The sequence below is a fragment of the Nonomuraea sp. NPDC050680 genome (assembly GCF_040654555.1).
Taxonomy (GTDB): domain Bacteria; phylum Actinomycetota; class Actinomycetes; order Streptosporangiales; family Streptosporangiaceae; genus Nonomuraea.
Genome location: NZ_JBFAIF010000026.1, coordinates 101,590 through 120,248 on the forward strand (window position 1 = coordinate 101,590; position 18,659 = coordinate 120,248).

21 protein-coding genes are annotated in these 18,659 nt (G+C 69.7%); 12 read left to right on the forward strand and 9 right to left on the reverse strand.

The genetic code is table 11. The features are described from left to right. Nucleotides 1-3 precede the first annotated feature (3 nt). The 4 genes from AB0H88_RS46195 to AB0H88_RS46210 form a co-directional block, all read right to left on the reverse strand. The gene (locus AB0H88_RS46195; protein ID WP_357655646.1) at nucleotides 4-381 is read right to left on the reverse strand and encodes a hypothetical protein; all 378 of its coding nucleotides are present in this window, start codon (nucleotides 379-381) and stop codon (nucleotides 4-6) included. Nucleotides 382-474: 93 nt separating this feature from the next. Then, nucleotides 475-957, reverse strand: coding sequence for a GNAT family protein (locus AB0H88_RS46200; RefSeq protein ID WP_357655698.1), 483 nt, complete (start codon nucleotides 955-957; stop codon nucleotides 475-477). Nucleotides 958-1,007: 50 nt separating this feature from the next. Beyond that, complete coding sequence (locus tag AB0H88_RS46205) at nucleotides 1,008-1,367, reverse strand: MmcQ/YjbR family DNA-binding protein (RefSeq protein WP_357655649.1); 360 nt, start codon at nucleotides 1,365-1,367, stop codon at nucleotides 1,008-1,010. A gap of 56 nt (nucleotides 1,368-1,423) precedes the next feature. Next, complete coding sequence (locus AB0H88_RS46210) at nucleotides 1,424-1,843, reverse strand: VOC family protein (RefSeq protein ID WP_357655652.1); 420 nt, start codon at nucleotides 1,841-1,843, stop codon at nucleotides 1,424-1,426. A 130-nt stretch (nucleotides 1,844-1,973) separates the two neighbouring features. Here AB0H88_RS46210 and AB0H88_RS46215 point away from each other — a divergent pair, with 130 nt between their 5' ends. Both AB0H88_RS46215 and AB0H88_RS46220 read left to right on the forward strand, forming a co-directional pair. After that, nucleotides 1,974-2,789, forward strand: a complete 816-nt coding sequence (locus AB0H88_RS46215) for an SRPBCC family protein (protein WP_357655653.1) — start codon at nucleotides 1,974-1,976, stop codon at nucleotides 2,787-2,789. 42 nt (nucleotides 2,790-2,831) lie between these two features. Continuing rightward, nucleotides 2,832-3,464 (forward strand): TetR/AcrR family transcriptional regulator, encoded by a 633-nt coding sequence (locus AB0H88_RS46220; RefSeq protein ID WP_357655656.1) that lies wholly within the window; start codon nucleotides 2,832-2,834, stop codon nucleotides 3,462-3,464. 6 nt (nucleotides 3,465-3,470) lie between these two features. On the opposite strand, the gene AB0H88_RS46225 is transcribed toward AB0H88_RS46220, so the two are convergent. Further along, the gene (locus AB0H88_RS46225) at nucleotides 3,471-3,860 is read right to left on the reverse strand and encodes a nuclear transport factor 2 family protein (protein ID WP_357655659.1); all 390 of its coding nucleotides are present in this window, start codon (nucleotides 3,858-3,860) and stop codon (nucleotides 3,471-3,473) included. A 162-nt stretch (nucleotides 3,861-4,022) separates the two neighbouring features. Here AB0H88_RS46225 and AB0H88_RS46230 point away from each other — a divergent pair, with 162 nt between their 5' ends. Further along, entirely contained in the window at nucleotides 4,023-4,418 is a 396-nt protein-coding gene (locus tag AB0H88_RS46230; RefSeq protein ID WP_357655662.1) for a cupredoxin domain-containing protein, read from the forward strand. Nucleotides 4,419-4,468: 50 nt separating this feature from the next. Here AB0H88_RS46230 and AB0H88_RS46235 read toward each other — a convergent pair whose 3' ends face one another. Continuing rightward, entirely contained in the window at nucleotides 4,469-5,050 is a 582-nt protein-coding gene (locus AB0H88_RS46235; RefSeq protein WP_357655664.1) for a helix-turn-helix domain-containing protein, read from the reverse strand. Nucleotides 5,051-5,190: 140 nt separating this feature from the next. On the opposite strand from AB0H88_RS46235, the gene AB0H88_RS46240 reads away from it, so the two are divergent. The 3 genes from AB0H88_RS46240 to AB0H88_RS46250 all read left to right on the forward strand — a co-directional run bounded on the left by AB0H88_RS46240 (nucleotide 5,191) and on the right by AB0H88_RS46250 (nucleotide 9,898). Next, a complete protein-coding gene (locus tag AB0H88_RS46240) occupies nucleotides 5,191-6,135 on the forward strand; it encodes an SDR family NAD(P)-dependent oxidoreductase (protein ID WP_357655666.1) in 945 nt (314 codons plus the stop codon). A 276-nt stretch (nucleotides 6,136-6,411) separates the two neighbouring features. Continuing rightward, nucleotides 6,412-8,382 carry a prolyl oligopeptidase family serine peptidase gene (locus AB0H88_RS46245; RefSeq protein WP_357655667.1) on the forward strand — a complete coding sequence of 657 codons (1,971 nt, stop codon included), beginning with the start codon at nucleotides 6,412-6,414 and terminating at the stop codon, nucleotides 8,380-8,382. A gap of 202 nt (nucleotides 8,383-8,584) precedes the next feature. Next, complete coding sequence (locus AB0H88_RS46250) at nucleotides 8,585-9,898, forward strand: hypothetical protein (RefSeq protein WP_357655670.1); 1,314 nt, start codon at nucleotides 8,585-8,587, stop codon at nucleotides 9,896-9,898. Here the strand turns inward: AB0H88_RS46250 and AB0H88_RS46255 are convergent. After that, the gene (locus AB0H88_RS46255; RefSeq protein WP_357655672.1) at nucleotides 9,874-11,274 is read right to left on the reverse strand and encodes a prolyl oligopeptidase family serine peptidase; all 1,401 of its coding nucleotides are present in this window, start codon (nucleotides 11,272-11,274) and stop codon (nucleotides 9,874-9,876) included. The two genes, AB0H88_RS46250 and AB0H88_RS46255, sit on opposite strands and share 25 nt — an antisense overlap. Nucleotides 11,275-11,384: 110 nt before the next feature. Between AB0H88_RS46255 and AB0H88_RS46260 the strand changes: the two genes are divergently transcribed. Next, on the forward strand, nucleotides 11,385-11,951 hold the full coding sequence (locus AB0H88_RS46260) for a helix-turn-helix domain-containing protein (RefSeq protein WP_357655674.1): 567 nt from the start codon (nucleotides 11,385-11,387) through the stop codon (nucleotides 11,949-11,951). Nucleotides 11,952-12,233: 282 nt separating this feature from the next. On the opposite strand, the gene AB0H88_RS46265 is transcribed toward AB0H88_RS46260, so the two are convergent. Continuing rightward, a complete protein-coding gene (locus AB0H88_RS46265) occupies nucleotides 12,234-12,836 on the reverse strand; it encodes a hypothetical protein (protein WP_357655677.1) in 603 nt (200 codons plus the stop codon). 448 nt (nucleotides 12,837-13,284) lie between these two features. Between AB0H88_RS46265 and AB0H88_RS46270 the strand changes: the two genes are divergently transcribed. From AB0H88_RS46270 to AB0H88_RS46290, 5 genes are all read left to right on the forward strand, one after another. Continuing rightward, the gene (locus AB0H88_RS46270) at nucleotides 13,285-14,277 is read left to right on the forward strand and encodes an NADPH:quinone oxidoreductase family protein (protein ID WP_357655679.1); all 993 of its coding nucleotides are present in this window, start codon (nucleotides 13,285-13,287) and stop codon (nucleotides 14,275-14,277) included. Nucleotides 14,278-14,344: 67 nt separating this feature from the next. Then, nucleotides 14,345-14,686: an EthD family reductase gene (locus AB0H88_RS46275; protein ID WP_357655681.1), complete on the forward strand. Its 342-nt coding sequence runs from the start codon at nucleotides 14,345-14,347 to the stop codon at nucleotides 14,684-14,686. A 129-nt stretch (nucleotides 14,687-14,815) separates the two neighbouring features. Then, nucleotides 14,816-15,811 carry an RNA polymerase subunit sigma-70 gene (locus AB0H88_RS46280; protein WP_357655683.1) on the forward strand — a complete coding sequence of 332 codons (996 nt, stop codon included), beginning with the start codon at nucleotides 14,816-14,818 and terminating at the stop codon, nucleotides 15,809-15,811. A 45-nt stretch (nucleotides 15,812-15,856) separates the two neighbouring features. Then, nucleotides 15,857-16,996, forward strand: a complete 1,140-nt coding sequence (locus AB0H88_RS46285; RefSeq protein ID WP_357655686.1) for a histidine kinase — start codon at nucleotides 15,857-15,859, stop codon at nucleotides 16,994-16,996. Next, complete coding sequence (locus AB0H88_RS46290; RefSeq protein ID WP_357655688.1) at nucleotides 16,993-17,649, forward strand: response regulator transcription factor; 657 nt, start codon at nucleotides 16,993-16,995, stop codon at nucleotides 17,647-17,649. Before AB0H88_RS46285 ends, AB0H88_RS46290 begins: the two co-directional genes overlap by 4 nt. Before the next feature lie 10 nt (nucleotides 17,650-17,659). Here the strand turns inward: AB0H88_RS46290 and AB0H88_RS46295 are convergent, their stop codons facing one another. Further along, complete coding sequence (locus AB0H88_RS46295) at nucleotides 17,660-18,430, reverse strand: DUF2306 domain-containing protein (RefSeq protein WP_357655691.1); 771 nt, start codon at nucleotides 18,428-18,430, stop codon at nucleotides 17,660-17,662. Nucleotides 18,431-18,659 lie beyond the last annotated feature (229 nt).

Consider the following 18,659-nt stretch of genomic DNA (forward strand, 5'->3'; position numbering starts at 1 on the left):
CAGTCAGACAATATTGTCCAACTGCTGGTCGATGAGCTGCCCGGCCGGGGCTGCCAGCTCGCCCGCATAGTCGTCGAGGACGGCGAGCCCGTCGTGGATGCTGGACGTGGTCTTGGGCGGCAGCCCCAGCAATACGTCACCCTCGACGGAGATCACCCCGTCGACGTGGAACTCGCCGTTGGCGGCCGAGATGGAGACGGCGAAGCCGAGCTCACGGCCATCGGGGAGGGTGAACGCGGTCCCGATCCGTACGCCGGCGGGCGGAAAGAAATAGGAGAAGGGCTGGCTCCGGACGAACGGGTGGTGTAATTCGGCGAGAATCTCCGCCGCTCGGCTCAATGCCGCCAGCAGGCCGGCCGCGGCCGAGCTCTCGCTGTCCACCCCCCGAGCCTAGATCAGCTCGCCCACCCATGACCAGGCGCGAGCTGTTCAGCACTCTCCGTCCAGCCGTCCGCGGGGGTGTGCGGTGGCAGGTCAGTCGGTGGCGAGGCGGGCGTGGCGTTCGACGTCGTAGCGGCGGCCGTCGTAGCGGAGCTTCTGGCGTTCGATGCCCTCCGGACGGAAACCGGCCTTGGTGGCCACCCGGCACGAGGCCGGGTTGTTGATGCGGTGTCCCAGCTCCAGCCGGTAGAGGCCGCGCTCGCGGAAAGCCCAGCGGGTCAGCTCGACCACGGCCGCCGCCGCGACACCCCTACCCCTGGCCTCGGGCACCGTCCAGTAGGAGACCCAGCCGTTGTCGTGGCCGTCGATGCCCGTCACCGCGACGTTGCCCACGACCTGCCCGAAGAGCGTGACGGCGAACGCGTGGCCCGCACCGGGCCAGGACGCGATCCAGCCCACCGCGTCCTGGAGTGAGACGATCGGCCACGACGCCTGACCTGCCATGTCGGGCGCCTGGAACGCGCGCAGCACGGTGGGAGCGTCGTCCGCGCACCACTCGCGCAGCTCGATGTCCATATCTGTCACGGTGCCTGATACTAACCGCGCCTTCCAACTCCTTTTACGCCCTATTGCCCGATTTTATGAGCAGCCTCGAAGGGGGCGACCAACTCCTTGGGCGCCGTCAAACACCATGCCTCGGCGACCAGCTCGAACAGCTCGTCAGCGTCGATCCGCCGCAGGTGCACCACCACCCACCCGAACCGGCCGGCGGTGAACTGGATCTCGAACACATCGGGCCGCTCGGCGACCAGCGCCATCTGCTCCTCGATCGTCGCCTTGAGCCCCACGGTCTCGGTCTCTTCCCACAGATAACCGAAGCCCTTGTCACGAACCTTGAGGCTGACCCAGGTGCCACCGTGATCGCCCAGGCGCGCCTCGGGCAACCGGTCCAGCAGCTTGAGGAACTCGTCGACGCTCACACCCATGCCGTCTTGTGTAGCAAACCGCGCCGACAGTTTGCGCCCGGCCGCGTCCCTGAGCCTCAGTCGTAGTAGCGGGCTTCGATCACGTTCCCGTCGAGGTCGGAGAAGTAGATCACGCCCGGCGCGATGCCCCTGGCGCCGAAGGAGTTGGCGCCGGTGCCGGTGATCTCCACGCCGTTGCGGGCCAGCCTGGCTTCGAGCGCGTCGAAGTCGTCGCGGGCGAATGCCAGACAGAAGTGGTTCAGCGGATGACCGGCGCTGCCGCTGACACCGGTGCCCTCGTCTATGCGGTTCGCCGCGTTCTGGGGCATCAGGTCGATGATCGTGTCACCGGAGACCCGCACGCTGGGGAAGGGCGCCTTGCCGTCCCTGAACTCCTCGGCACGTACCCCGGGCAGGCCGATGACCTGCTCGTAGAAGTCGAGCGCGCGAAGCTGGTCCGAGACCCAGCAGACGAGATGGTCCAGACGCACGTCCATACAGACCTCCGGTGTGGGGGATGTTGACCTCGTCCAATATGAGTTGCCCGCTATATCGCTGTCCACTTGTCGGTTTGTGAGGGAGCCGTTCGTCGGTGGGGTGAAAACGACGAGCAGAAGGAGTGTTCTGGTGAAATATCTGCTGCTGATCTGCGCGGATCCGTCCATCGAGGTGAGCGCGGAAGAGGGCGGAGCCGAAGAGTGGGTCGAGGAGATGGACCGGCGCCGGGTCCGGCTGGAAGGACACGCTCTGCGGCCCGCTTCGGAAGGGCGGTCCGTACGCGTGCGCGATGGGCGCGTACTGGTCGGCGACGGGCCGTTCGTGGAGACGAAGGAGCAGGTCGGCGGCTTCGACATCCTCGAGTGCGCCAGCCTGGAGGAGGCGGTGGAAGTGGCGGCCAAGCATCCGGCGGCCAGGTTCGGGACCGTGGAAGTGCGGGCGTTCCAGGCCGATCACGCCGTGACGGGAGCCACCACGGAGGTTCTGGTCCGGGTCGACAACTCACCCGAGGAGGTGTGGAAGCTGATCACGGACGTCTCGCGCATCGGCGAGTGGAGTCCGGAATGTACGGGCGCGACCTGGCTCGACGATGGGGACGGCCTCGCGGTCGGGAGGAGGTTCGAGGGGCGTAACCGGTTCCCCAACGGCCAGACGGGGACCGTGACGTGCGAGGTCACGGAGGTGGAGCCGGGCAGGCGGTTCGCCTGGGCGGTGCTCGACGGCCAGCGGTGGCGGGCCTCGTTGTGGAGCTATGACCTGACCTCCGACTCCGGACAAACCATCATCAAGCACACGTTCGTCCACGCGTACGGGAACAGTGGGCTGCGTCAGGCCGTACTCGACAATCCGGGTGACGCGAGCGCCAGCATCGAGGGGCGGCTGGCCCAACTGCGGACGCACATGGCCGAGACCATCAGGGCGATGACCAAGACAGAAGCTGATTAACCGCCCAGAAACCCTTCAGTCTGTCCCTATACGCTCGACGGCATGGGACGACCGCCTCGCCATGACGTTGACCGATTGCTCGACGCGGCCGCCGAGCTGGTGGCCGCGAGCGGCCCGAGCACCGTGACCGTGGCGGCGGTCGCCCGTGCCGCCCGTGCGCCGAGCGGCTCGATCTACCACCGCTTCCCCAGCCGCTCCTCCATGCTCGCCACTCTGTGGCTGCGCACGGTCGACCGCTTCCAGGACGGCTTCCTGTCAGCGCTCAACACCGAGCCCGCCGCACGAGCCGCCCCGGCCGCCGCGCGCCACGTGGTCGCATGGAGCAGGGCGCATCCGCACGAAGCTCACATCCTGCTGTACGGCCCGGCGGACTTCGACGAACCCAACTGGCCCTTGGAGGCCCGCGAACGCCTGGAACGCAGCGACCGCCGGGTCCGCAACGCCGTCCGCGCCCTGGCTGAACGGCTGGACAGGCGCGAGCCGCGGGAGGTCGAGCAGCTGTTCCTGGCCACGGTCGACCTGCCGTACGCCACGGTCCGCCGCCACCAGAGCTCGGGCCGCCCGATTCCCGCCTACGCGGAGGACCTCGTCACCAGCTGCGCCGCCACGCTGGTGGGGCAACCAGATACGTGCCCGCCACCACACCCGCTGGATCAGGCACGGCGATCGAGGTGAATGCCGTCAGCCCTTGATCGCGGTGCCCTGGGCGGAGGCGAGGCGCCAGGAGCCGTGGGAGTCGGCGGTGTACACGTGCGTGTAGCGGCTCCCGGCACTGAACGTGGCGCCTTCGGGGCTGGTGAAGTTCATGCCGGTACGTCCGACGACGATGCCCACCTCCCCATGAAAACGGACGATCGCCTCGCCGGGAAACGAATCGATCCGCGGAAACCGGAGGGACCCGGACGCCACCAGGTCGAGGACGACCTGCTTGGTGGCGACCGCCCCGTCTTCGACCCCCACCAGGAGGAAGTCGTCCGCCAGCAGTTCCTTCAGCCGGTCGAGGTCGTTGGCCACCAGGGCGTCGAAGAAGCTCTGATCGTGTTCGAGAAGAGTGTCGCGGTCCGTGCTCATGCGGGGCGTCCGTTCGTCGGTGGTCGGGGATCGACGATAAACGTTGACGCTGGTGACAAGGTCAAATGATGGCGGCACGCCCGCGGGTCTGGCGTTACACGGGTTCGGGCATACGGAGAATGCCATGGCTGACATCGATGCCGCGATGAAGGGTTGGCGATCATGTCCGCTGCGATTCGTTCCAGAAGTGCGCCCCGTCTGGTGATCGGGCTCGTAGCCGCCGCGCTGACGCTGACAACGGTCGGCGCGGGCACTACTGCCTCGGCGGTGCCTGGGGCTCGCGATAGGTCTGTCACGGTGACCGAGCGGGAGTTCTCTCTCACGCTCTCGACGACCGGCTTCAAGCCAGGGACCTACACCTTCACGATCCACAACGCGGGGACCGCTCCGCACGGCCTGACGATCAAGGGGCCCGGGGTCGACTCGACCTCCAGCATCGTCCCAGCCGGAAAGACGACGAAGCTCTCCGTCACACTGAAGAAGGGGACGTACGACCTGTGGTGCCCGGTGGACAATCACCGCGCGATGGGGATGATGACGAAGATCAGCGTGAAATAGCGAACCCCTGGCGGCGACTCAGGTCCTCCCGGGAGCGCGAGCAGGGCGCGTCAGGGCTTGGCGTCGCGACGATAGCGCAGGCCGTCCATCAGCAGGTCGAGCAGGCGGCCCGTCCGGTCGCGCTGCTCGTCCTCGCCGACGACCAGCGCCACGCCGCCCAGGCTGGCGAGCACGTCCTCCGGCTCGACGTCCGAACGCACGGTCCCCGCGGCGGCCCCGGCCGTCAGCAGTGACCCGATCGCGCCGACCAGCCGGTCGCGGCTCTCCGCGAACGGGTTGCCGCCGGACGCGATGACCGCTCGCAGCGCGTCGGCCATGCCGCGCTTGGTCGTCATGTAGTCGACGAAGCGATCCATCCAGGCGCGGGTCGCCTGGTCGGGCGGCATCGTCCGCAGCAGGCTCGCCGCGGCCTCGCACAGCCTGGTGAGCTCGTTGCGGTAGGCGGCCTCGACGAGCGCCTCGCGGGTGGGGAAATGCCGGTAAAGCGTACCGATGCCGACCCCCGCGTCCTTGGCGATCGCGTCGAGCGTCACCTCGGGGCCCTCATGGGAGAAGGCACGCACGGCGGCGTCGAGCAGCCGATCGCGGTTGCGGCGCGCGTCGGCGCGCAGCGGTCGGGATCCGGCCTGCACGGTGACTCCTGTGGATTTCGGGGGCGAGATTTGCCAAACGGAGGAGACTCCGAATACAGTCGGAGCTAATTGGAGGCTCCTCCGTTTCACATCTTACCGTTTGGGGCTCTCCCACCGCATCCCTGACAGGACTGGGAATCATGACTGCGAACACCCGCATCACCACCCCGTTCACCGCCCAATCCACCGCGGCCGAGGTGCTGGAAGGCGTCGATCTCACCGGCCGGCGGGCCATCGTCACCGGCGGGGCGTCCGGCATCGGCGTCGAGACCGCCCGCGCGCTCGCCGCGGCGGGCGCGGAGGTGACCCTCGCCGTGCGCGACCTCGACGCGGGCGCCGCGACCGCCGCCGACATCATCGCGACCACCGGCAACAAGCAGATCTTCGTCGCCCCGCTGGACCTCGCCGACCGCGGCACGGTCGCGTCGTTCGTGGCCGCCTGGGAAGGCCCGCTGCACATGCTGGTCAACAACGCCGGCGTGATGGCCTGCCCCGAGGCGCACACCCCGGACGGCTGGGAGCTCCAGTTCGCCACGAACCATCTCGGCCACTTCGCCCTGGCCACCGGCCTGCACCCCGCGCTCGCGGCGGCCGATGGCGCCCGCGTGGTCTCGGTCAGCTCCACCGCGCACCTGCGCTCCCCGGTCGTCTTCGAGGACGTCAACTTCCGTGAGCGCGCCTATGAGCCGTGGTCGGCGTACGGGCAGTCGAAGACGGCGAACGTGCTGTTCGCGGTGGAGGCGGCGCGGCGCTGGGCGGACGACGGGATCACCGTCAACGCGCTGATGCCGGGCGGCATCCGCACGAACCTCCAGCGGTACGTCTCCGACGAGGAGCTCGACCGGCTGCGCGCCGCCGCCGGCGCCTCCGGCGCGGACGTCACGTGGAAGACGACGGAGCAGGGGGCGGCCACGTCGGTGCTCGCCGCCGCGTCGCCGCTGCTCGACGGCGTCACCGGCCGCTACTTCGAGGACTGTAACGAGGCGCTGCCGAACGACACGCACTCGGCCCGCCACGGAGTCGCCTCCTACGCCCTCGACCCGGCGGCCGCGGCGCGTCTGTGGGAGCTTTCCGTCAACGCCTGACCGGTTCGCGCCTGCTAAAATATCGACTGGATCGATCGATCCCCGGCGCCGGTGAGTCTCCCCCGCGCACTTCACTCTCCCTCGCTGTTCCTGGTAGTCCGGTGCAGAGTCCCTTTTATGGATACCAAGGGATTTCCACGTCAATTCGCCCGTACCCAGCGGTTCTCGCTCGGGGTGCCCCGGGCCTTCACTGTGTCGCCCGATGGCCGTCGGGTCGTGTTCCTCCGGACTCGCGGGGGTGAGGATCGGGGCAGCTGTCTTTGGGTCGCCGACGAGATGGGTGAGCGACTGGTCGTGGCGCCCGAGACGCTCGGGGCGGAGGGAGCCGTTCCCGAGGCGGAGCGGGTTCGGCGGGAGCGGGCTCGGGAGCGGGCGACCGGGGTCGTCGCCTACGCGGCCGATACCGCCGTACGTACCGTCGCCTTCGCCGTCGACGGGCGGCTGTGGGCGGTGCGCATCGACGGCGGCGAGGCGCGGCCCGTGCCCACCGCCGGGCCGGTGGTCGATCCCCGGCCCGACCCCACTGGGAGCCGGGTCGCCTACGTGACCGGCGGCGCGCTGCACGTCGTCGAACTGGCCGACGGACGTGACCGGCGGCTGGCCGTACCCGAGGACTCGGAGGTCGTGTGGGGGCTGGCCGAGCATGTGGCGGCGGAGTCCATGGACCGGACACGCGGCTACTGGTGGTCGCCCGACGGCAGCCGGCTGCTGGCCGCCAGGGTCGACAACCGGCCCGTTCAGCGCTGGTGGATCGCCGATCCCGCCAACCCGTCCCGGCCGCCTCGCGAGATCGCCTATCCGGCGGCCGGCACGGCCAACGCCGAGGTCACGCTGCACGTGCTCGACCTCGACGGCGGCTCCGTGGAGCTGCGCTGGGACCGGGCCGCGTACGAGTACGTGACCACCGCCGGCTGGGACGCGCACGGTCCGCTGATCGGCGTGCAGAGCCGGGACCAGCGCACGCTGCGGGTGCTGACCGCCGATCCGGACACGGGCCGGACGAAGCCGCTCCACGAGCAGCGCGATGCCGCCTGGGTCCAGCTCGTCGCGGGCACGCCCGCACGGACCGCGTCCGGTGCGCTGGTGCACACCGCCGACCTGGACGGCACTCGGCGGCTGCTCGTGGACGGCCGTCCGGTCACCCCCGAAGGGCTGCAGATCCGCTCGGTCGTGGACGTCTCCGGCGAATCTGTGCTCTTCACTGCGAATGACGAGCCCACCGAGCAGCACCTGTGGACCTATGAAGCGGAGCGCGGGCCCGTACGCCTGAGCGACGGGCCAGGCCTGCACACCGGCCAGCGGGCGAACGGCGCGTCGGCCGGTGTGCGGGAGGGCGACGCGCTGGCCGGTGTGCGGGAGGGCGGCGCGCTGCTGCTCGCCTCGCACACCGAGGCCGGTCACTCGTTCCGCGTGGTGCGCGACGGGCGGCCCGACGTGGAGATCGCCTCGCTCCAGGCGGAGCCGCTGATCGTCCCGCGCGTCACGTGGTTGCGGGCGGGTGAGCGGGAGATCCGTACCGCGTTGCTGCTGCCCTCCTGGCACCGGCCGGGGTCCGGTCCGCTGCCGGTGCTGATGGCCCCGTACGCGGGACCGGCGATGCAGTTGGTGACCCGGGCCCGGCACTGGTGGCTGGCCGAGTCGCAGTGGTTCGCCGAGCAAGGGTTCGCGGTGGTGACGGCGGACGGGCGCGGCACTCCGGGACGCGGCCCCGTCTGGGAGAAGACCGTCCATGGCGACACGCTCACCGCGCCGCTCGAAGACCAGGTCGTGGCGCTGCGGGCAGCCGCCGAGCACTGCCCCGACCTCGACCTGGGCCGGGTGGGCATCCGCGGCTGGAGCTACGGCGGCACGCTCGCGGCGGCGGCGGTGCTGCGCATGCCGGAGGTGTTCCACGCTGCCATCTCAGGGGCGGCGCCGAGCGACCAGCGGCTGTACGACACCCACTGGCGGGAGCGGTTCCTGGGCCACCCGGACGAGGAACCGGAGAACTACGAGCGCTCCTCTCCCATCGGCGACGCGGCCCGGCTGCGCCGCCCGTTGCTGCTGGTGCACGGCCTGGCGGACGACAACGTGGTGGCCGCGCACACCCTGCGGATGTCGGCGGCGCTGCTGGCGGCGGGCCGCCCGCACCAGGTGCTCCCGCTGTCGGGGGCCACGCACATGCCGACCGCCGAGGCGGCTGTGGAGGGGTTGCTGCGGCACCAGCTGGAGTTCCTGCTTACCGCGTTGAACGTCTCTTCCGGCTGACCTCACGACTTGCGGCCGGGCTCGGGTCCGAAGCCCGGCCGCGGGTCCGCCGACAGTGGCGTGACGCCCGGCCGCGGGCCCGCCGACAGTGGCGCGACGCCCGGCCGCGAGCCCGCGACCAGCGGCCTGACAGCGGGACAACAGCGACCTACCAGCGGGCCGGGCCATCGTCAGAGGACAACCTCCTCCGAAGGGACAGCTCATGACATCGACCGACGGCATCCGGATGGGCGTGGTCCGCGGCATCCAGTACGGCCTGGTCGCCAAGCCCGACACGTTCGCCCCGCAGGCCCGCGACCTCGGCGCCGGGCTGCTGCGCCTGTTCTTCTACTGGTCGCAGCTCGAACCCGAGCCGGGCCGCTACGACTGGAGCGCGGTGGACGCGGTCCTGGACCAGGTCGACGACGACACCGAGCTGTGGTTCATGATCTGCGCGGCCTCACCCTGGGGCTCGACCAGGTCGACCGACCTGTTCCCCGGCTCACCGCCCACCGACCCGGCCGCGTACGAGGCGATGCTGCGCGCCCTGGTGACACACTGCGCGGGCCGCGTGCGCTACTGGCAGTGCGAGAACGAGCCGTGCATCCCGCTGTTCTGGGGCGGCACCGTGACCGAGTACCTCGACCTGCTGGCCCTGTTCCACCGGGCGGTCAAGAGCGCCGACCCGCGGGCCGACGTGGTGCTCGGCGGCTGCCCGCCCGGCGTCTTCCCCGCCCCCGAGACCCCCGATGAGGAGCGGGACTTCTTCCTGCGGCTCGTCGCCGAGGGCGCTTACGACGTCTTCGACATCCACCTGTACGGCGACCCGTACCTGATTCCCGACACCATCGACGACATCCGCACCGTGATGCGCTCGTCCGGCCCCGAGAAGCCCATCCTGGCCGGCGAGTACAACGGCCCGCTCCTCTTCCAGTATCCGGAGGTGATGGAGCACCTGTCCGACGTCATGAACTCCGGCGCCCTGACCCCTTGGCACACCTTCACCACTGCGGACTTCAGGGCGGGCGGGGCATCCGCCGCACCCGCCCGGGAGGCGATGGAGCGGCTGTACACGCGGATGAGCGAGCTGCCGCCAACTCTGCAGATGTTCATGACGGGCTGCCCGCCGGAGCTAGAGGCCGAGCGGCATCGGATCAACGCGCGCGACCTCGTGGTGCGCAACCTGCTGGCGCTGTCCTGCGGCGTGCGGCGCACGGTCTGCTGGCAACTCGGCCCCGACGCGGACGACGAGCCCACGGCCCATCTCGAGATGCTGCAGTTGATCTTCTCGAAGTTGATGCTGCTGGAGTCCGACGGCGAGACACTCGGTGCCCGTCATCCGAGCGCGGACGCCTTCGCCGAGCTGGCCGCGCGCCTCGACGGCGCCGAGAGCGTCCGGCGGGTCGACGTGCCGGACGCCTATCTGTTCGAGGTGACCCGGCCCGGCCGCCCATCGCTCAGCGTGACCTGGGTACGCGGCGCGGAACAGGACATCGAATGGCGAACCGCTCCTCACGGAAGCAGCAGCCCCCAGTAGAAGGCCCACGGGAGGAACACCGCCCCACCGGCGAGCAGGAGTCCGAGCCGTACCCTCTCTCCTCTCGCCACGGTGGCGCGGACCCGGCGCCAGGCCAGCGCCGTACGGACGGTGGCGACCACGCAGGCCACCGCGAGGAGCTGCAACACCAGCCAGATCACCGGGTGACCCGCGACCATGGGCCCGGGAGCGGCCAGCTTGCCACCGGTCATGACCACGTAGAACAGGTAGGAGAACGCCCCGAGCACCACCCCGAACCCGCCCGCGCTCACCAGCCGGGCGGCCCTGGACACCGGCGCCTGGCCAGCGCGGCGAAGGCGGCGCACCAGCGCGACCACCGGGTAGGCCCCGAACCCGACCAGGAACACCAGCAAGGCCACGACCTGCATGAAGGCTGACTCCCACCAGGCCGGAGGGTCCATCGGAATGGTCAGCGACGCCTGTGCGGGGGCCGGTCCATTCGTCTGAGCCGTGGGCAGCCTGCCGCCGGTCACGTCCTTGACCCAGGAGCCGACCAGATCGGCGTAGCCGGGGGCGAGCTCCTTCAGCCGGGTGACGCCGCCGTCAGGGCTCTGGTGGGCGGCATGGTCGGCGCCCGGGAAGAACTGGAAGGTGTAGTGCCGATTCCCGCCCGCTTCGAGTGCCCTGGCGAACACCGGAGGGGTCTCCTTGGGCGGGGTCAGCAGGTCGTTCGTGCCCCAGATGCCGAGAACGGGCTGGCCCACCTTGGCGATGGTCGGCGCGGGATCGTAGTAGGGCTCGGGGAACATGCCGCCGTCGGCGATCGCCGTGTACAGCTTGGGCTCGGCCCGCTCGACGAGCGACCCCGACACCCCCGCCTTCCGCAGCCCGGCCGCCACGGCCCAGGTCTGCTGCCGCAACGGCGCCAGCCCGTTGGCGCCCACGAGCACGACGAAGGCGACCTCCTTCGAGCGGGCCGCCGCGATGGGCACCACCCAGCCGCCCTCGCTGAGTCCCCACAGCCCGACCTTCGCCGGATCCACGCCCGGCTGCGTACGCAGCGCGGCCACGGCGCCGAGCGCGTCGTCGGCCAGCTGCGAGTAGGACCGGTTGAAGAGCGAGTAGCCCACGGACCGCTTGTCGTAGATCAGCACGGACAGCCCTCTGCGGGCGAACTCCACCGCCTCACCCAGAAGCTGCTTGCGGGGCGTTCCGGTGCCCGCGCCGTGCACCAGCACGATCCCCGGCCGCTCGGCCTTCGCCCCAGCCGGGGTCAGAACCGTGCCGTACATGGCAAGCCCCCCGCTACCCCGGAAACTCACCTCGGCCGCGCTCAGGTCAGGGGGTACGGCAGGTGGGGTTGGTTCGGCCACCGCGACAGCCGGTGGGACGAGCAGGCACAGGGCAACAGCCACTGCCGCCGCTCCAGCAAGAATCCGTCTCATATGCCGAAGCTACTCTGCAGAGACATCTCGGCAAAGGCTTCTCTGCAGATATCGTTCGGCAGGAGGATAGGCTGCTCCTCATGAAGGATGACGAGGCGTTCACGCTCGACGACCCGGCGAGGCTCAAGGCCCTCGCCCATCCGATGCGCCGGCTCATGCTGCGCCACCTCAACGTGCACGGCCCCGCGACCTCGACCACCCTCGGCGAACTTCTCGACGCCAAGACCGGCACGACCAGCTACCACCTGCGCCAGCTGGAGAAGTACGGCTTCATCGAGGAGATCCCCGAACGCTCGACCGGCAGGGAGCGCTGGTGGCGCCGCGCCCCCGACGCCCCGAGAGACCTGCGCGCGCCCACACCCGACCAGCTCGCCCCCGAGGACCGCCCTCTCCTCGCCGAGTTCCACCGCATCGGCATGGACGAGGACCGCGCGCTCTTCGAGCGCTTCCCCGCCGCCTACGAGCGCGACCCCGACTGGGCCAAGGGGTCCCGCGGGATGGGCCGAATGACGAAGCAGGAGTTCGCCGAGTTCTACGAGGAGTACATCGCCCTGCTCCTGAGATACAGCCACCGCGCCGAGGACGCGCCGCCGGACGCCCGCCCCCTGTACATCCGCCTCTTCGCCCTCCCCGCGGACGAGGATTGACCAAGCCCTCGCCGATGACCTACCTGCGGGCACGACCCTCACCGGGCAGAAACCCCCTGCCTAACCCGGTTGCTATTTGGCGTTCAGGCCGGAGTTTGTCAGCTTCTTGCCCGCTTACGCCGCTTGACGCACAACCGACTCACTGGGATGCCCCCGGTGAGTCGGTAGCCGAGGGCCGCGCAACCTCGCGCTTCCAGATCACCGATGAAGGCGACAAAGGCCCTCAGATCCGCCCCACGCAAAGTCTCGGCCTGCTTCTCGGCGAGAACCGAGAGATAGACCTCAGTCTTCACCGACGGCCGACTCTGAGTTCTTGGAACTCCACTCGGCCTTGATCTCCCGCCACGAACGCCCCTCGCCCTGCTGCATTTGCCGCAGCCCCTCGGCGAGCTGATCATCCTCAATAAGCCGCAGGTCCTCCAGGCGGTACCAGACCGCCTCGATCAGATTGCGGGTACGGCCGGTCCGCCGCAGATCCTGGACAAGGGTTGCCACGGTGTACAGGCGTTCAGCTTGAAGCATCAATCGCGGCTTCACCCTGACCGGGATGAGCAGCCCCTCCTTGACCCACGCGCGAACGGTCTTCTCATCAACACCGAGAATCTTCGATGCGATCGTCGCTCGCACTGGCTCGGCATGGGCAAGCAAGTCTTGGACGACTTCCCTGACCGTGTCACGGGTACCGGCCTCATGAGTGGCGGCAACCACTCCGTCCAGCCGCTGTGCCTGATCGAATAGAGCCAGCGCCGCCCGCTCGTCAAGCTCTTTCCTGCGAGGGGCCTGCGTCGTGCCTGCGACCTTGTCACCACGCTGTGCCGGGAGCGGGTGCTGCTTTCGCCTCTTGGCCGCTCCCGCCGAAGACTTCCTGGGCTTGACATCGGCCATAAGGATGGGCCCTCCCTTCTCCCTCATGCTACTCCCTGATTCAGGCTTTAAATCAGGAGTCGGCTGAACCTGTTCCAGTCAGTCCTCCACGCAACGGGCAGCAGCGCGAGGAACCATCTCCCCGCTCTTCAACTGCTCACCGAGCACAGCTACCGGCCCGTATGTCAGGTCAAGCCGTGGAGCACGACTGGCACTAATGCCACAAGCGTGAGCAATGCGCCGTTGGTGCCATGAACAATGCGCCGGTGGTGCCAACTCCGGTGGCCCGTTCGCCGAGAACGAGCGGCTCGTCACGTCCCGCCTGCCCTCGGCGGAAGCTGACCCCGTGCGGTTCGGGAGCGGTCGATTCCTTTTTGTGGTTGCCGGGGTCTACATGGTGGGAGGCGCGCCCGCGCGACGGGCCGGTCGGTCTCTCTCATGTACGCCGAGAAAGAAGGGCTGATCGCCAATGAGCATTCCCACGACCATGCGCGCGTTGCAGCAGACTTCCCTCAACGGCCCGCAGGACATGCGCCTGATCACCGACGCGCCAGTGCCGAGCCCCGGCCAGGGCGAGGTCCTCATCCGCGTCACCGCCGCCGGGGTCAACTTCGCCGACATCTCGAAGGCTCACGGCACGTTCCTGGACGGCCCGCGGCCACCGTACCTGGCCGGCTTCGAGGCCGCCGGTGAGGTCGTCGCGGTGGGCGAGGCGGTGACCGGCCCGCAACCGGGGACCCGCGTCGTCGGCGTCGGAAACGGCGCTTTCGCCGAGTACATGGTGCTGCCCGCGGCCGGGGCGATGCCAGTGCCTTCCGGCTGGACGGAGCAGCAGGCGCTCGGCCTGGTCGTGAACTGGCCCACCGCGCTGGCCGCACTCAAGCCTCTGGGCGGCATCACCGCAGGGCAGACCGTGCTGATCCACGCCGCGGCGGGCGCGACCGGCCAGGCTGCGGTCACCATGGCCAAGCACTACGGTGCGATGGTCATCGCCACCGCCTCGCCGGGCAAGCACGAGACAGTGCTGGCGCTGGGAGCCGACCATGTCCTGGACTCTCTCGGCGGCGACCTCGCCGCCGAGGTGCTGCGGCTGACCGGCGGCGCCGGCGCCGACCTTGTGCTGGAGTCGGCAGGCGGCACCACCTTCGACGCCAGCCTGGCCGCCGCCAAGCGGGTCACCGGCCGTGTCATCGTCTACGGCGTCGCAGGCGGCGAAGCCCCGATCACCAACTGGGAACTGGTGTACAAGCACCAGGTTCACATCATCGGCCTCAACATCGGCGTGCTGATCCAGGCCGCGCCGCAGATCTTCGGCGAGGTCATGGGTGAGCTACCCGCGCTCATCGCCGCCGGCGTGCTCACCCCCGGCCAGCCCACCACGTACGAACTGGCCGACGGCCCGAAAACGCTCACGGAGCTGGAAACCAGAGCCACCATCGGCAAACTGGCCCTGCTGCCCTGAGAAAACCCCCTGGTACCGAGCCGGTGACGCCGCACACCGGAGGTTCCCATGACAGGAGTCGAAACAGATGACCGCAACCGTGGACCCGGCCGCCAAGCAGATGGCGCGATTCGTCGTGATGTACGACACCCCCTCCGACGTCGACGCGTTCGAACGTCACTACAACGATGTCCACATCCCGTTGGCGAAACAGTATCCGGGCCTGCGTCGTTACACGCGCGGCCATGAGCCGGCAGCCGTGGTCGGCGAGCCGTGCTACATGGTCGTGATGCTGGACTGGGACGACATGGCTGCACTGGAAGCCGCGCTCGGGTCCGAGATCGGCCGGCGCACCGCCGAGGATGCCGTGACGAACCTGGCCCGCTACGCGACCTTCCGCGGCATGATCCTGCAGCTCGATGAGGTCTGATCGCGGACACCGCCACCGCGAGGGGGTATCCGCATCGTCGATGGTGGCTGAGGCGGGGCCTGCTGTTGTCGGCGGCATCGCCATGTGGACCACGCCCAGGCGTGTTGCAGTACTGGCTAGGCTCGCGGCGTGACATCGCATCTGCGGGCGGCACCGAATCAAGACCGGTTCACCGCCGAGACTGAGCGGTTCCGCCGGGAGCTGTTGGCGCACTGCTACCGCATGGTCGGCTCGGCGCTCGACGCCGAGGACCTGGTGCAGGAGACGTATCTGCGGGCGTGGCGGTTCTACTCCGGATTCGAGGGCCGGGCGTCGATTCGGTCCTGGCTCTACAAGATCGCCACCAACGTCTGCCTGACGGCGTTGGAGCCGCGCCCGATCCGGGTACTGCCCTCGGGTCTGACAGGCCCGTACGACGGACCCGATCGCCCGCCGAGTCCCGTCGCGCCGGGCGAGGTCTCGTGGCTGGAACCGCTGCCGGACGCATGGATCGCCCCGCCCGCCGATGATCCGGCCGCGGTGATCGTCGAACGCGAGTCGCTGCGGCTGGCGCTCATCGCTAGTCTGCAGCACCTGCCCGCCCGCCAACGTGTGATCCTCATCCTGCGCGAAGTGCTGGCCTTCTCGGCGGCCGAGACCGCGGAGATCCTCGACACCACCACTGCGGCGGTCAAGAGCGGTCTGCAGCGCGCCCGCGCCCGGCTCGACGAACTGGAGCCCGAGCCCGCGGAACTGCTCGAACCGACCGACCAACGGGCACGCGCGTTGCTCGACGGCTACATCGCGGCCTTCGAGCGCTCCGACGTCGGCCTGCTGGAACAGGTGCTGCGCACCGACGCCACGCTGGAGGCAACGCCATTCCGCGACTGGCAGTCGGGCCGGGCGATGTGCATCCACATGCTCGACGCGTACGTGCTGGGCACACCGGGCGACTGGCGGATGATCGCGACCACCGCCAACGGCCAACCCGCCGCCGTCGTGTACCACCGGGATGAAGACGGCGCGCTCCGAGCCGACGGCGCCGTGGTGCTGGCCCCCACCGCCACCGGCGTCTCCCGCGTGATCAAGTTCCACGATCCCACGCTGGTCGCGACGTTCGGTTTCCCGGACGTGCTCGCGCACTGACCCGCCAACAGGTACGGCCGGAGCCGGCTCTCGTACCATGACTCTGTGCGCGGTCTCATTCGTTCGGTGTGGGACGAGCCCCGTCCTCCCAACCCCGCGCCGCGGGGGTGGCGGGACTGGGCGCTGGTGGGGGTGTTGGTGGCGGTCGCGTTGCTCGAAGGAGCGCTGCGGCCGGATCTTCCGTGGCGGGGTCTCTCCGTGATCGTCACTGCCGGGCTGGCGACGACGTTGTTGTGGCGCCGCAGCAGACCGCTACTGATGATCGCGATCGCCTTCGGCGCCATGACGCCGGTCCCCTTACTGACGGGCGGTTACTCGCCAGAGACGTACACCATGGTGTTTCTGCTGTTGCTGGCCTACTCGTTGTTCCGGTGGGGGTCCGGGCGCGAGGCGGTGATCGGGTTGACCATCATCCTGGTCAAGATCTGCTTCTCGATGGTCTTCGACTACCCCGGTCCCAGCGATGCCGTCGGCGGGGTCACCGTGGTGTTCCTGACCCTCGCCCTGGGCGTGGCCTTCCGCTACCGGGCCAAGGCCAGGATGCGCGAGCTCGACCAGGTCAAACTGCTCGAACGCGAACAGCTGGCCCGCGACCTGCACGACACCATCGCTCATCACGTCTCGGCGATGGCCATCCGCGCACAGGCCGGCCTGGCCACCGCTGCGTCGCGACCGAGCGCCGCGACCGAGGCGCTGCACGTGATCGAGGCGGAGGCGGCGCGCGCCTTGGCCGAGATGAGCGCCATGGTCCGCGTGCTGCGCCGCGACCAACCGGCCGGCCTGGCGCCCGGGCGGCGCGTCACCGATCTCCAGCAGCTCGCCGGCCCAGGCCACTCCGGCCCGTCCGTCGACGTGGAGATCTCGGGCGACGTCGACGACCTGCCCCCCTCGGTCGGTGCCGCGATCTACCGCCTGGCCCAGGAGTCGGTCACCAACGCCCGGCGCCATGCGCGTCACGCCACCCGCATCCAGGTCCGCCTGACCGCCGACGACACCTCGGTGCACCTGCGCGTCAGCGACGACGGCGACAGCAGCCTCATCCGCCCGGCCGCGTCGCCGGGGTACGGACTCATCGGCATGATCGAACGCGCCGACCTGCTCGGCGGCACCTGCGTCGCCGGCCCGAACCCCGATCGAGGCTGGAGCGTGACCGCCGTACTTCCTCGAACCGGATCGGCCCCATGAGCATCCGCGTGCTCGTCGCCGACGACCAGGAGATCGTCCGCACCGGGCTCATGATGATCCTCGACGCCCAGCCGGACATCGAGGTCATCGGCCAGGCCGCCGACGGGCGGCGGGCCGTCGAGCTCGCGCGGCGCCTACGCCCCGACGTGTGTCTCTTCGACATCCGCATGCCCGTCCTTGACGGCATCGAAGCCACCCGCTCCCTTGCCGGGCCGACCGTCGAGGATCCCCTGGCTGTCGTCGTCATCACCACGTTCGACCTGGACGAGTACGTCTACGCCGCCCTGAGGGCCGGCGCCCGGGGTTTTCTGCTCAAGAACGCCGGCGCCGACCTGCTCTCCCAGGCCGTCCACGCCGCCGCCAACGGCGACGCACTCATCGCCCCGAGCATCACCGCCCGACTGCTCGGGGCCTTCACCCGCGCCGGGCCCGCCTCACCACCGGTCCACCCCATCGAGGCGCTCACCGACCGGGAAGAACAGATCCTGACCACCGTGGCACGTGGCCGAACCAACAGCGAGATCGCCGAGCAGCTGCACATTTCCCTCAGCACGGTCAAATCCCACATCGCTAGCCTGATGGCCAAACTCGGCGCGCGTAATCGCGTCGAGATCGCCATGTGGGCGTACGAGACCAACCGCGTCAAGAACTGACTCGGCTCCCCTACGGCGACATGCGGCGATCGCCGGTCGGCCGCGAGGCTCGGGGTGGATGGGCCGGTCGCCTACGGATGATCCATTCGGCCACGGCGAGGTTGATCACCCACCCAGCGCCCATGAGCAGCGCTCTGGGCAGCTCGCCAGGTGTGCCGATGAACAGGAACCACGACCCCAGGGTCAGCGCCTGTGTCCCCGCACCTAGTGCGATCGCATATCCGCGTATCATCCAGGCGCGGTGCCGGGGGATGTCCCGCCGCCGGATCGCGGCGAGGCCGAGGCCGATGGACAGGAACATGGCCGTACCGAACACGAGCCGGAAGCCCGAGACTAGATCGCTATCCCCCTCAGCGCGGGCATAGAACAGGGTCATCCACAGACCCGTCAGCGCTACGACGAATCCGCATGACACCAGCACCCGCCCGGCCACGCGATGCCACCCCGGCCTCCGGCGGCGGAACCCGGAGGCGAACTGGAAAGCCCCCAGAAGGCTGTACACACTGACGCTGATGATGTGCAGCACCACGGGCAGGGGCGCCGCGAAGAACCGGGCATTCTCCGGCGTGATCGCCGCACCGCCGGTCAACTCGGTCAGGCGGATGGCGCCGCCGGCCATGGGAACGGCGCTGAGCAAGATCAGCGCGGCGGGCACGAGCCACCCTGCCCTCGTGGACGGGGCAGTGGCGGGAGTCCCTGCTCGGCGCCGGTCATCCGTCGGCCTGCCGCCTTGAGGGGATTGCCGGAACGGGCGGCGTACCGTCGTGATCTCGTCGCTCATAACCCCGATTGTGCGGGCTGAGGCGGTGGCGGCTCATCGATAGAACGGCCTGTTCCGAGCTGGCCGATCGTCCGGAAATCAGGCGTACTTTCGGCTGATTGGCGGCCCCGGCGTGCGGCGCGCGACTGCTGGCGGGCCCGGGGTGGGGGGGGGGGGGGGGCGCGCCCCCCCCCCCCCCCCCCCCCCCCCGCGGGGGGGGGGGGGGGGGGGAGCAGGGGGGAGGGGGAGA

What these genes read in the sequence shown, in the direction of transcription:
- AB0H88_RS46200 (WP_357655698.1), bottom strand. Translation starts at nt 957, where the DNA reads ATGGACATCGAGCTGCGCGAGTGGTGCGCGGACGACGCTCCCACCGTG.
- AB0H88_RS46225 (WP_357655659.1), bottom strand. Translation starts at nt 3,860, where the DNA reads ATGAGCACGGACCGCGACACTCTTCTCGAACACGATCAGAGCTTCTTC.
- AB0H88_RS46240 (WP_357655666.1), top strand. Translation starts at nt 5,191, where the DNA reads ATGACTGCGAACACCCGCATCACCACCCCGTTCACCGCCCAATCCACC.
- AB0H88_RS46270 (WP_357655679.1), top strand. Translation starts at nt 13,285, where the DNA reads ATGAGCATTCCCACGACCATGCGCGCGTTGCAGCAGACTTCCCTCAAC.
- AB0H88_RS46210 (WP_357655652.1), bottom strand. Translation starts at nt 1,843, where the DNA reads ATGGACGTGCGTCTGGACCATCTCGTCTGCTGGGTCTCGGACCAGCTT.
- AB0H88_RS46230 (WP_357655662.1), top strand. Translation starts at nt 4,023, where the DNA reads ATGTCCGCTGCGATTCGTTCCAGAAGTGCGCCCCGTCTGGTGATCGGG.
- AB0H88_RS46205 (WP_357655649.1), bottom strand. Translation starts at nt 1,367, where the DNA reads ATGGGTGTGAGCGTCGACGAGTTCCTCAAGCTGCTGGACCGGTTGCCC.
- AB0H88_RS46245 (WP_357655667.1), top strand. Translation starts at nt 6,412, where the DNA reads ATGGGTGAGCGACTGGTCGTGGCGCCCGAGACGCTCGGGGCGGAGGGA.
- AB0H88_RS46220 (WP_357655656.1), top strand. Translation starts at nt 2,832, where the DNA reads ATGGGACGACCGCCTCGCCATGACGTTGACCGATTGCTCGACGCGGCC.
- AB0H88_RS46265 (WP_357655677.1), bottom strand. Translation starts at nt 12,836, where the DNA reads ATGGCCGATGTCAAGCCCAGGAAGTCTTCGGCGGGAGCGGCCAAGAGG.
- AB0H88_RS46290 (WP_357655688.1), top strand. Translation starts at nt 16,993, where the DNA reads ATGAGCATCCGCGTGCTCGTCGCCGACGACCAGGAGATCGTCCGCACC.
- AB0H88_RS46250 (WP_357655670.1), top strand. Translation starts at nt 8,585, where the DNA reads ATGACATCGACCGACGGCATCCGGATGGGCGTGGTCCGCGGCATCCAG.
- AB0H88_RS46260 (WP_357655674.1), top strand. Translation starts at nt 11,385, where the DNA reads ATGAAGGATGACGAGGCGTTCACGCTCGACGACCCGGCGAGGCTCAAG.
- AB0H88_RS46275 (WP_357655681.1), top strand. Translation starts at nt 14,345, where the DNA reads ATGACCGCAACCGTGGACCCGGCCGCCAAGCAGATGGCGCGATTCGTC.
- AB0H88_RS46295 (WP_357655691.1), bottom strand. Translation starts at nt 18,430, where the DNA reads ATGAGCGACGAGATCACGACGGTACGCCGCCCGTTCCGGCAATCCCCT.